12 protein-coding genes are annotated in these 12,850 nt (G+C 24.1%); 10 read left to right on the top strand and 2 right to left on the bottom strand.

Features of this window, described 5'->3' with window-relative positions; all coding sequences use genetic code 11:
• Positions 1–105: 105 nt before the first annotated feature.
• From thrS to yajC, 10 genes are all read left to right on the top strand, one after another.
• Positions 106–2,034, top strand: coding sequence for a threonine--tRNA ligase (gene thrS / locus D9V63_RS00630; RefSeq protein ID WP_158368443.1), 1,929 nt, complete (start codon positions 106–108; stop codon positions 2,032–2,034).
• Positions 2,035–2,037: 3 nt separating this feature from the next.
• Positions 2,038–2,577: a translation initiation factor IF-3 gene (gene infC, locus D9V63_RS00635; RefSeq protein ID WP_158368445.1), complete on the top strand. Its 540-nt coding sequence runs from the start codon at positions 2,038–2,040 to the stop codon at positions 2,575–2,577.
• A 68-nt stretch (positions 2,578–2,645) separates the two neighbouring features.
• Positions 2,646–2,843: a 50S ribosomal protein L35 gene (rpmI, locus tag D9V63_RS00640; RefSeq protein WP_158368447.1), complete on the top strand. Its 198-nt coding sequence runs from the start codon at positions 2,646–2,648 to the stop codon at positions 2,841–2,843.
• A gap of 41 nt (positions 2,844–2,884) precedes the next feature.
• On the top strand, positions 2,885–3,247 hold the full coding sequence (gene rplT / locus D9V63_RS00645) for a 50S ribosomal protein L20 (RefSeq protein WP_158368449.1): 363 nt from the start codon (positions 2,885–2,887) through the stop codon (positions 3,245–3,247).
• A gap of 216 nt (positions 3,248–3,463) precedes the next feature.
• Entirely contained in the window at positions 3,464–4,453 is a 990-nt protein-coding gene (gene pheS / locus D9V63_RS00650; protein WP_158369269.1) for a phenylalanine--tRNA ligase subunit alpha, read from the top strand.
• Between the two features lie 9 nt (positions 4,454–4,462).
• A complete protein-coding gene (gene pheT, locus D9V63_RS00655; RefSeq protein ID WP_158368451.1) occupies positions 4,463–6,874 on the top strand; it encodes a phenylalanine--tRNA ligase subunit beta in 2,412 nt (803 codons plus the stop codon).
• A gap of 4 nt (positions 6,875–6,878) precedes the next feature.
• Positions 6,879–7,181, top strand: a complete 303-nt coding sequence (locus tag D9V63_RS00660; protein ID WP_158368453.1) for an integration host factor subunit alpha — start codon at positions 6,879–6,881, stop codon at positions 7,179–7,181.
• A 29-nt stretch (positions 7,182–7,210) separates the two neighbouring features.
• A complete protein-coding gene (gene queA, locus D9V63_RS00665; RefSeq protein ID WP_158368455.1) occupies positions 7,211–8,278 on the top strand; it encodes a tRNA preQ1(34) S-adenosylmethionine ribosyltransferase-isomerase QueA in 1,068 nt (355 codons plus the stop codon).
• A 46-nt stretch (positions 8,279–8,324) separates the two neighbouring features.
• A complete protein-coding gene (gene tgt, locus D9V63_RS00670) occupies positions 8,325–9,434 on the top strand; it encodes a tRNA guanosine(34) transglycosylase Tgt (RefSeq protein WP_158368457.1) in 1,110 nt (369 codons plus the stop codon).
• 29 nt (positions 9,435–9,463) lie between these two features.
• A complete protein-coding gene (gene yajC / locus D9V63_RS00675; RefSeq protein WP_158368459.1) occupies positions 9,464–9,808 on the top strand; it encodes a preprotein translocase subunit YajC in 345 nt (114 codons plus the stop codon).
• A gap of 34 nt (positions 9,809–9,842) precedes the next feature.
• On the opposite strand, the gene glyS is transcribed toward yajC, so the two are convergent.
• Positions 9,843–11,909, bottom strand: coding sequence for a glycine--tRNA ligase subunit beta (gene glyS, locus D9V63_RS00680; protein WP_158368461.1), 2,067 nt, complete (start codon positions 11,907–11,909; stop codon positions 9,843–9,845).
• A gap of 43 nt (positions 11,910–11,952) precedes the next feature.
• Positions 11,953–12,819 carry a glycine--tRNA ligase subunit alpha gene (gene glyQ / locus D9V63_RS00685; protein ID WP_158368463.1) on the bottom strand — a complete coding sequence of 289 codons (867 nt, stop codon included), beginning with the start codon at positions 12,817–12,819 and terminating at the stop codon, positions 11,953–11,955.
• Between the last annotated feature and the right edge of the window lie 31 nt (positions 12,820–12,850).

Below are 12,850 nucleotides of genomic sequence, written 5' to 3' on the forward strand. Positions count from 1 at the left end.
GTCAACATTTTGACTAGCATGTTTTTATTAGTTAAATAAATTTAATTTTATAAAATTAATTTTTATAAATTATTAAAAATATTTTTTAAATAAAGGTATATCAGAATGCCTGTAATAAAATTTTGTGATGGAAGTAAAGAAATTTACGAGCATTCTATCTCGTTAGAAGAAATTTTAAAATATAAAAATCCTAATATACTTAAATCTTTGATTGCTATTTCTGCAAATGAAAATTTTTTACATTTAAATACTTTAATTAAAAAAGATACTTCTATAAAACTTATTACTAAAAAAGATATTGATGCATTAAAGATTGTTCGGTATTCATGTATACAACTCTTAAGTTATTCTATAAAAACAATATGGCCATTATGCAAAATTGCCGAAAGTAAAATTACAAGTGACGGTTTTTATTGTGATGTAGATATAGAAAGTAAAGTTTTAGAAAAAGATCTTATTTTAATAGAAAAAAAAATGAAAGATCTTTTAAACAAAAAATATAATATTGTAAATAAAAAAGTATCTTTTAACGAAGCTGTAAACAAGTTTGAAAAACGATTAGAGATATATAAAGTTGATTTAATAAAAAGTAACTTTCTAAAAAATGATCTAATTTCTTTATATTATCATGAAAATTATGTAGATTTTGATATTGGAATGCAGGTATTTAATATAAAGTTTTGCAAATATTTTAAATTACAAAAAATTAGTGGTGCTTATTGGAAAGGCAATAAAACAAATAAAATGTTACAACGTATTTATGGTACTGCTTGGTTATATCAAGAAGAATTAGATAAATATTTAAGTTATATTACTGAAGTAGAGAAAAGAGATCATAGAAAAATTAATAAGTACTTAAAATTATATCATATGCAAAATGAATCTCCTGGCATGATTTTTTGGCATAATAATGGTTGGATTGTTTTTAATGAATTAGAAAATTTTGTTCGAGAAAAACTAAAAGTATATAAATATAAAGAAGTAAAAACGCCTTTATTAATAGATAAATCAATATGGGGAAAAAGCGGTCATTGGGAAAACTATAAAGATGCTATTTTTACTACTTCATCAGAAAATAGAAAATATTGTATCAAACCTATGAATTGCCCTGGACATGTTCAAATTTTTAATATTGGATTAAAATCTTATCGAGATTTACCTATTCGTATGGCGGAATTTGGAAGTTGTCATAGAAATGAATCTTCTGGATCTTTACATGGCTTAATGAGAGTTCGCAATTTTACTCAAGACGATGCTCATATATTTTGTACTCCAAAGCAAATACATTCTGAAATAAACAATTGTATTAAAATGATATATGATTTATATAGTATATTTAATTTTAAAAAGATCATAGTAAAATTTTCTACTCGACCAAAAAATCGTATTGGTGATGATTTAATTTGGGATAAAGCAGAAAAAGATTTATCTGATGTTTTAATACAAAATAATTTAGAATTTGAATATCAATTGGGAGAAGGAGCTTTTTATGGTCCTAAAATTGAATTTATTCTACAAGATTCTTTAGATCGAAGTTGGCAATGCGGAACGATCCAGTTAGATTTTTATTTGCCAGTTCGTTTGAATGCATTTTATGTTAATGAATATAATAAAAAAAGTGTTCCTATAATAATTCATCGAGCTATATTAGGTTCCATTGAACGTTTTATTGGCATATTAATAGAAGAGTGTTCTGGAAAATTACCAACGTGGTTATCTCCAATACAGGTCATTGTCATTGGTATTAAAAGCTCTCATTCTATTTATGTAAACCAAATAGTTGAAAAACTTAATGTTTTAAATATTCGTGTTGAATCAGATTTAAGAAATGAAAAAATAAGTCTTAAAATTCGAGAACATACTTTACGTAAAATTCCATATATATTAATTTGCGGTGACAAAGAAATTCAATCTAACACAGTTTCTGTTAGAAATAGAAATGGAAATAATTGTGGTGTGTTAGATATTAATTTATTTATTAAAAAACTACAAAATGAAATATTTACTCGTAGTTTTTTTCCAATGGAGGAATAAAGTATTAAAGTCGGAAAAAGAACTCAATTAACAAAGCCAAATCGTATTAACAATGAAATTCGTGCAATTAAAGTTCGTCTGACAGGTATTGAAGGCGATCAAATAGGAATCGTTAGTTTACGTGAAGCTTTAGAAAAATCTGAAGAATTAGGATTAGATTTAGTAGAAATTAGTCCTAATGCAGAGCCCCCAGTTTGTCGTATTATGGATTATGGAAAATTTCTTTATGAAAAAAGTAAATCTTCTAAAGAACAAAAAAAGAAGCAAAAAGTTATTCAGGTAAAAGAAATTAAATTTCGTCCTGGTACTGATGAAGGGGATTATCAAGTTAAATTACGCAATTTAATTCGTTTTTTAGAAGACGGTGATAAAGTTAAAATTACCTTACGCTTTCGAGGTCGAGAAATGGCTCATCAAAAAATAGGCGTAAATGTTTTAAATAGAGTAAAAAATGATTTAATTGAATTAGCAATTGTTGAATCATTTCCATCTAAAATTGAAGGTCGTCAAATGATAATGGTTTTAGCTCCAAGGAAAAAATAGTAATTTTTGACTAAACGTTATTCAAAAATAAATATATAATTATTTTTATAATTTCAAAGAAACATTATATGCCAAAAATTAAAACTTTAAAAAGTGCAGCAAAACGTTTTAAAAAAACTGCATCTGGTAAATTTAAGCGTAAACAGGCAAATTTACGTCATATTTTAACAAAAAAAACAACAAGTAAAAAACGTCATTTGCGTCCTAAAGTACTAGTATTAAAAGGAGACATGGATAAAGTAAAATCATTCTTACCGTATGTATAAATTTACTTTTACTAAAATTGTATGAACAGGAGAGCATATCAATGGCTCGTGTAAAACGTGGTGTGACTGCTCATGCTCGTCATAAAAAAGTTTTGAAACAAGCAAAAGGTTATTATGGAGCTCGTTCTCGTATTTACAGAGTAGCATATCAAGCGGTGATTAAAGCTGGTCAATATGCTTATCGTGATAGGCGTCAAAGAAAAAGACAATTTCGTCAGTTATGGATTACGAGAATAAATGCAGCAGTTCGTCAAAGTAAACTTTCTTATAGTAAGTTTATATATGGATTAAAAAAAGCGTCTATTAACATTGACCGTAAAGTATTATCTGACATTGCAATATTTGATGTATCTGCATTTAATGTTTTAGTTGAAAAATCAAAAAAAGCTTTGCTTGTAATATAATAAATTGTTTTTTAATAAATAAAGCCAGGGGAAATTCATCTCCCCTCCATTTTAGTTATATTTAAATTTTTAGTTATGAGCAATATTTATTACATAAATTAATTAAAATATTTATATTGTCATATCTTAAAAATCCAATAAAATAAGCTTCCTTTATGGAAGCTTTTTAATATCCAAATAATGGTATACTTACATAAAAATATAAAAGAGTTAAAAATGTTAATGTTAGAAAAATTATGGAATATCATTGAAAATGAAATTGAAAATTCCGATAACATAAATATGTTAAATGAAATTAAAATTAAATACTTAGGAAAAAATGGTATTTTTAATGGTTACATGAAAAACTTAAAAAATTTTTCTTTTGAAGAAAAAAAAAAATACAGTATTATTATTAATACAGTTAAAAAAAACACGATATTTAAAATTAATACGAAAAAAATTGAATTAAATAAATTTATTATTAAAAAACGTATTGAACAAGAAAAAATTGACGTATCTTTACCAGGTCGTTATGTTAAAAATGGTTCTATCCACCCTATAAATTATAGTATTAATATTATAAAAAAATTTTTTTATACATTAGGATTTCAATCAGTTAATGGTTTAGAAATAGAAGATGAATATCACAATTTTAATGCGTTAAATATACCTAAAAATCATCCTGCACGTGATCATCATGATACCTTTTGGTTTGATGAGAACCGATTGTTAAGAACTCAAACTTCTAATATGCAAATTCGCATTATGAAATCGCATAAACCTCCAATGAGATTTATTTTTCCTGGAAAAGTTTATCGCAATGATTATGATTCTACACATACACCTATGTTTCATCAAGTTGAAGGTTTAATAGTTGAAAAAAATATTAATTTTTCTCATTTAAAATGGATTATATATAATTTTATATTTAATTTTTTTAATAAAAAAGTTTCTCTTAGATTTCGTCCTTCTTATTTTCCTTTTACTACGCCTTCATCTGAAGTTGATATCATGACAGATTCTGAAAAATGGTTAGAAATTTTAGGCTGTGGAATGGTGCATCCCTTAGTGTTAAAAAATGTTAATATTGATTCTAATGTATATTCTGCTTGTGCATTTGGGTTAGGGGTAGAGCGAATAACTATGCTGCGTTATGGAATTTCTGATCTTCGATCTTTTTTTGAAAATGATTTAAGGTTTATAAAACAATTTAAATATATTTAGCGAGATAAAATGAAATTCAGTGAAAAATGGTTACGTGAATGGGTTAATCCTAAAATAAATAGTGTTATTTTAAGTGAACAAATCATAAATTCTGGTATAGAAATTGAATCTATTCGTAAAATTACACCTTTATTTGAAGGTGTAGTAGTGGGAAAAATAATTTCTTGTGTTAGACATCATAAATTAAATCAGCTTAAAATAGTTACAGTAGATATAGGAAGAAAAAATTTATTAAATATTTTATGTAAATCTTTAAATTGCCGAAATAAAATCAAAGTTGCAGTCGCTGTTATTGGTAGCGTATTACCTAATAATATAAAAATTAATTTAAAAAAAATTTATGATCAAAAATCTGAAGGAATGTTATGTTCTTTTTCTGAATTAGGTTTATTTCATTCTAATAATAATGAAATTATTGAATTTCCCGAACAAACTCCAATAGGCATTAATGTTAATGATTATTTTTTATTAGAAGATAATATTATAAAAGTAAATACCACTCCTAATCGACCAGATGGGTTAAGTATTATAGGCATAGCTCGTAATATAGCAGTTATGAATAATATAAAGATCATTCCATTAAAAGAAAACGATAATCCTATTGTGATTAAAAATAAGTTCCCAATTTATATGAATTCGAAAAAAAAAGATATTAATTTTTTTGGAAGAATCATTGAAAATATAAATATGAATACGCAAACTCCGTTTTGGATGAGCAAAAAATTATTTATGTGTGATATGTTGTCAGACAATGTCATAATGAATATCATTAATTATGTTTTAATTGAAATTGGACAACCTTTAAACGTATTAAACTCGGATTTAATAGATACTTTTATTCAGATTAAAACAAATAATAAAAAAACAGTCTTCAATTTAAAAGAAGATCTCAAAGTAACATTAGATCAAAATGTATTAGCATTTTTTGATAAATCAAAAATATTATTTCTTCCTGGAAATATCAATTCTGATGTATTAGAAATAAATCAAAATACTAAAAATATATTTTTGATTTCATATTTAGTAGATCGAGAATCTATTTTTAATATCACTAAGATAGTTGGTTCGAATAAAGTTCTTCATTATTATGATCATGGTGTTGATTTTTCACTTCAAAAATATGCTTTAGAATATGCAACAAAATTAATTATTCAAATATGCGGTGGAAGTGCAGGTATCATTAGCTATCATAAGGATAATTTTAATTTAACCCGCATCAATAAAATTAAATTATATTGTAAAAATGTTAACAAAATAGCTGGTTTTTTTATTGATTCTAAAATTTTTTTAAATATTTTATCACGTCTTGAATATAAAATAGAAAATAAACAAGATTATTGGGATGTTACTCCACCAACTTGGAGATTTGATATATTAATAGAAGAAGATGTAATAGCTGATATACTTCGTATATATGGTTATGATGAAATTCCACTGATTCCATTAAAATCAAGTTTTAATCATAATTTTTATAAAACAACAAATGATTCTAAAAAAGATTGTATATTAAGTCAATTATCAAACTTACTTGTTCATAGAGGTTACTATGAAGTAATTACTTATCCGTTCATCGATCCTATTTTGCAAAAAAATATTTTATCAAATAATGGAAAAGAATTGTTTATTTCCAATCCTATTGCGCAAGATCTCTCTTGTATGCGTAAATCATTATGGCCAGGTCTAATTAAGACTCTTTCTTATAATAAAAATCATAAACAAGATAGTATTCGTATTTTTGAAAAAGGATTATGTTTTTCAATAGATAACCAAAAATCTCTTGGAGTAAATCAACAAATTTTTTTAGGCGGAGTGATTAGTGGTTTTAATGAAAAAGAGAATTGGCTTTCTCAAAGAAGAAAAGTAGATTTTTACGATTTAAAAGGCGACTTAGAATCCATATTAACATTAATATTCGGTTTGAATAATTGGACAATGAGACAATATAAAATACTAGGATTACATCCAAATCAAAGTGTACAAATTTTATTAAATAATAATGTTATTGGTAATTTTGGTAAAATAAATCCAATTTTAGAAGAAAAATTGGATGTAGATAGTAATACTTTTTTATTTGAGTTATTAATTGATACAATTTTTGATTTTAAAATTTTTAAAAATTTTAAAGTAAAAGATTATTCTAAATTTCCAAGTAGTCGTCGTGATATTTCAATATTAATATCAGAAAAAATTGCATATTCAGATATCATTGAATTATGTAAAAATTGTTTTTTAAATCAAGAAGTAAAAATTAATTTGTTTGATATTTATTCATGTAAAAATTTTCCTAATAAAAAAAGTTTAGGGATTAGTTTTATTTTTCAAGATCAAAGAAAAACTTTAAAAGAAAATGAAATTAATTTAATGCTTGATTATTGTATAAAAACATTAATAAACAAATTTCAAATTATTTTAAGGAAATGAATATATGGTATTAACAAAAGCTAAAATTTCAGAAAATTTATTTGAAAAATTAAAATTAACTAAACTTGACGCAAAAGCATTGGTAGAATTTTTTTTTGAAGAAGTGAGAAAATCTTTAGAAAAAGGAGAAAATGTTAAATTATCTGGATTTGGAAATTTTCAATTAAAAAATAAAAAAGAACGTCCAGGTAGAAATCCAAAAACAGGAGAAAAAGTAATTATTTCAAAAAGACGAGTTGTTACTTTTAAAGCAGGTCAAAAATTAAAAAATCGTATTGAATATTATTTTATAAAATCTAAATATTAATATTTAATTTATTTTTAAAGAAATAAAATATGAATCTTAGTAATTTTTCTTTTGAGATACCAAAGTCATTAATAGCTTTTTATCCCTCTTTAATACGAAGTCAATGTCGTTTAATGATAATTGATGGTTGTACGGGAAAAATAAATCATAAGTATTTTTTAAATATTATAAATGAGATTAATTCTGGTGATTTAATTATTTTTAATAATACAGAAGTCATTCCTGCTCGTTTATATGGTTGTAAAGAAAGTGGAGGTAAAGTTGAAGTTTTACTTGAAAAAATATTAAATAATAATAATATACTTGCATATCTTAAATCATCAAATCCAGTAAAAATCAATTCTAATCTTTTTTTTGGAATATATCATGAGATTAAAGGGTCTATAATTAGTTATAATAAACCATTCTATGAAATTAAATTTAATAATAATAAAATTTCATCTCTCCATATTTTTAATAAATATGGCTATATACCTTTACCTCCTTATATTAAACGGAAAAATCTAAGATTAGATGAAACTTTGTACCAAACCGTGTACAAAAAAAATTTAGGATCTATTGCAGCACCTACTGCAGGTTTGCATTTTGATATACCTTTGCTACAAGAATTATTTAAAAAAGGAGTAAATATAGGTTTTATAACCTTACATGTAGGTAGTGGTACATTTCAACCTGTCAAAACTATACAGATAGAACAACATGTTATGCATTCTGAATGGGTTAGTGTTTCTTCAGATTTAATTAATAAAATTAAAATATGTAAAAATAATGGAGGTCGTATAATAGCTGTTGGGACTACTACGTTACGTGCTTTAGAAAGTGCATATCATTCTACTTCCTGGAATAATATAGAAAACTATTCAACAAATACGAATATTTTTATATATCCTGGTTACAAACATAATGTTGTTGATGCATTAATTACTAATTTTCATTTTCCTGAATCAACACTAATCATGTTAGTCTCTTCTTTTTTAGGGTATCGAAATACTATTAATGCTTATCGTGAAGCAGTTGAAAAAAAATATCGTTTTTTTAGTTATGGAGATGCGATGTATATTACATACAATAAATTAGCTCCTTATGAAAAAATATAAAACTAAAAAATTTTCATTAATATGTTATTTATCTTATGGAAAAAAAATGAAATTTCAAGTTATCAGTCAAGAAAAAAAAGCAAGGTATGGAGTTTTTCATTTTAATAAACAACGTATAGAAACTCCTATTTTTATGCCTGTAGGTACATATGGAACAGTAAAAAGCCTTAGTACTGAAGAAATTCAAAACACTGGTAGTAAAATAATTTTAGCTAATGCATTACATTTACATTTAAGACCAGGACAAGATATAATTAAATTACATGGTAATTTAAACAGTTTTATGAATTGGGACGGACCTATTCTCACAGATTCTGGTGGTTTTCAAATTTTTAGCCTTTCAAAATTTTGCAAAACAAATGAAAAAGGAGTAATTTTTAAAAATCATATTAATGGTCAAAGTTTATTTTTGACACCGGAACTTTCAATGGAAATTCAATTAAATCTAGGTTCAAATATTATTATGGTTTTTGATGAATGCATTTCTTATACCAAAGATTGGGAAAAAACAAAAAATGCTATGGAAAAGTCATTAAATTGGTCTAAGAAATGTCGTATATATTTTGATTTAAATAAAAAAAATAACCATCTTTTATTTGGAATTATTCATGGAGGTATATATCCAAAATTACGAGATATATCGTTAAACGAATTAATTAAAATGAATTTCGATGGATATGCTTTAGGTGGCTTAGCAGTTGGAGAATCTAAATCTGAAATGCATCAGATCTTAGATCATATTGTTCCACAAATGCCGGAAAATAAACCAAGATATTTAATGGGAGTAGGAAAACCAGAAGATTTAATAGAAAGTATATATCGTGGTATAGATATGTTTGATTGCGTTCTTCCTACGCGAAATGCAAGAAATGGACATTTATTTGTAACTAATGGTATAATAAAAATCAGAAATAAAAAATATCAAAAAGATTTATCTGTATTAGATGAAAAATGTCTTTGTTATACTTGTAAAAATTATAGTCGCTCATATTTACATCATTTAGATGCTTGTAATGAAATTTTAGGGGCACGTTTAAACACTATACATAATTTACATTATTACCAAACATTAATGGATAATATAAGACATGCAATTAAAGAAAAAAGATTTGATGATTTTATAGTAAATTTTTATAACCAAAAAAAAATAAATTAATATTTATAAATATGCTAAGGAATTTTAAAATGAGTATTTTAATTGAAAATGCTAATGCTGCAGTACATCAACCAATAGAAGGAAATTCTTATTCTCTAATTATTATGTTAGTAATTTTTTTATTAATTTTTTATTTTATGCTTTTTCGTCCTCAACAAAAAAAAGAAAAAGAACGAAAAAATCTTATGAAATTAATTGCTTTAGGTGATGAAGTAATGACAACTAGTGGTTTTTTAGGTCGCGTAAAAAATATCACAGAAACTGGATATATTTTATTAGAACTAAATGATACAAATGAAGTTTTTATAAAAAAAGATTTTATACTTTCATTACTTCCCAAAAACACTTTAGAATCTTTGAAAAAAAGTAAATAATTAAAAATTTTTTAATTATATTAAATAAATTTTATTAATATAAATAAGAAAAGTTAGCTATTTTAAGAAAAATTTTTTCTACTTTTTTTAACAAAATTAATCTATTATTTTTAATCTCAGAGTTACAATGATTTATTTTAACTGTATTAAAAAAATTATTTATAGGTTTTTCAAAATTTTTTAATTTGGATAAAATTATTTTATAATTTTTTTCTATAAATAACTTCTGTGTATTATTATTAAAATTTGTTATTTCTTTAAATAAATTTTTTTCTTCTTCTATTTGTATTAAGTTAGTGTTAATTTTAATATTACTTATATCTTTTTTATGAATGCTTAAGATATTAGATATTCTTTTTATTATTAATAAAATTGATTTTGATTCTGTTTTTTCTTTAAAATTTGATATTGCTTTAATTTTTTTATGAATGTCTAAAATGTCTTGTACTTGGCAGAATAAAACCGATTTAATTATTTTAATGTTATATCCTTTTTTTTCATAAAAAGATAATAATCTTAATTTAAAAAAATTTATAATTTTATTAGATATTAATATATAATCTAATTCTTGTTTATTGTAAATTTTAAGACTATGATGAATTAAAAGATTTAAGTCTAAAGATATTTGTTTATTAATGATAATACGTATTATTCCTAATACAGCTCTTCTTAAAGCAAACGGATCTTTATTTGATAATGGTATTTGATTGATCAAAAACATGCCGCATAAAGTATCTATTTTATCAGCAATTGATAAGATCGATCCTATATCACTAGATGGAAGTATATCTTCAGAAAAAGCTGGTAAATATTGTTCTTTGATAGAAAGAGCAATTGTATGTTTTTCTTGGTTTTGAATAGCATAATACATACCGATTACTCCTTGTAATTCTGGAAATTCACATACCATGTCTGTAATAAGATCACATTTTGATAAAATTGCTGATTTTATTAAATCCATTTTATTATTACTACTAGACATAATATTTACGAGTAATTTTAAACGCATAGTTTTGTCATATAATGTACCTAAATTTTTATGGAATAAAACTTTTTTTAATGATGGGAGATAATCTAATAATTGTATTTTATTATCTTTATTTAAAAAAAAGATTATATCAGATAATCTAGCTTCCATTACTTTTTCGTTACCTAATATAATTTGACTTTCTTTATTTGAATGTATATTAGTTATAAAAACAAAATATGGTAAAATTTCTTTTTTTCTGTATATTGGAAAACATTTTTGTTGTTTTTCTATGATATAAATAAGAATTTCATTTGGTATATATTTAATATACTTTTTTTTGAAAGCAACTAAAACGCCTTTAGGCGATTCTACTATTGAATTTATTTCCTCTAAAAGATGATAGTTAATTTTTGCATGTCCATTTACTTTTTTAGCAATTTCTATTATTTCTTTTTTAATCTTTTCTTTACGAGTTTCATAATCAGCTATGATATTACTATATTTTAATAAGACAGAAGGATATTCTTTAGCATGATTAAGATATATTTCCTGTTCTTTGGAAGAAATATGATTATGAAGTTTATTTGTAGAGGTGATGTTAAAAACTTTATTATTAATGATTTTATCATCTAACATCATCAAAATATTTCTAATAGGACGAAAAAATTTAATATTGTTTATATCCCATCGCATTAAGTTTTGAATGCTGATTTTTTTTAATGACATTTCTACTATTTTAGGAAGTAATATTTCAATTTTTTCTTGTTTTTTCTCTTTGTAATATACTAACCATGAGCCTTTTTCATTTATTAATTGATTCGCTTCATTGATTTTAATACCGATTTGTTTAGCCCAAGAATATGCGTACTTTGTTGGCGTTCCATCAATATTAAAGGAATTTTTTAAAGAAGGTCCTTTTTTTAAAATTTTTTTTATTTTTTGAGAATTATCAATATCCAGAATTTTTAATGCTAATCTTCTAGGAGTAGCAAAATAATCAACTTTTTTATATTCGATATTATTTAGATGCAATGCATTAACAAAATTTTCATAAAATAAAATAATTAAGTTATATAATATTTTAGCAGGTAATTCTTCTGTTCCTATTTCAACTAAAAATATTTGTTTCATTTTTTTCTCTTTTTATTAATATATCAGATGTTTAGTTTGTTTTTCATTTTAAATATTCTTTTGCAATTCTTTTAGTTAAACTTCTAATTTTTAAAATATAATTTTGACGTTCGCTAGAAGATATTGCTTTTCTTGCATCTAATAAGTTGAATACGTGATTTGCTTGTAATGTTTTTTCATATGCCACCAAAAGTAACGGTTGTTTTAAATTAATTAAATTATTAGCTTCAAACATGTATTTTTCAAAATATTCAAATAATAAATCAATATTTGAATATTCAAAGTTATATTTTGATTGTTCGATTTCATTTTTTTTAAAAATATCACCATAAGTTATTGTTTGGAATTGATTTGAATTCCAAATTAAATCATATACATTTGGTTGATTTTGTATATGCATAGCGATTCTTTCTAAACCATATGTAATTTCTACCGTTACAGGGTTACATTCTATGCCACCAACTTGTTGAAAGTAAGTAAATTGAGTAATTTCCATACCATTAAGCCAAACTTCCCATCCAATACCCCGTGCGCCTAAAGTAGGGTTTTCCCAATTATCTTCTATAAAACGTATATCATTATTTTTTTCATCTATTTCAAGTAAATTCAATGATTCTAAATACATATTTTGAATATTTTCAACTGGAGGTTTAATAATTACTTGAAATTGATAGTAGTTTTGTAAACGATTTGGATTTTCCGCATATCTTCCATCAGTTGGTCTCCTGCAAGATTGTATATAAGCAGCTTTAATGGGTTTAGGGCCGAGTGCCCCTAAAAATGTTATATTATGAAATGTGCCTGCACCCATGGGTAAATCTAACGGTTGAAAAATAGTACATTCTCGTTTCATCCAGTATTTTTTTAAAATTTGAATTAAGTTATAAAAAGTATTGTAATGATTTTTCATTGTATACCTTTAAATCAAAAGAACAGTATTT

The sequence above is a fragment of the Buchnera aphidicola (Aphis nasturtii) genome (genome assembly GCF_005083345.1).
GTDB classification, from domain to species: Bacteria; Pseudomonadota; Gammaproteobacteria; order Enterobacterales; family Enterobacteriaceae; genus Buchnera; species Buchnera aphidicola_R.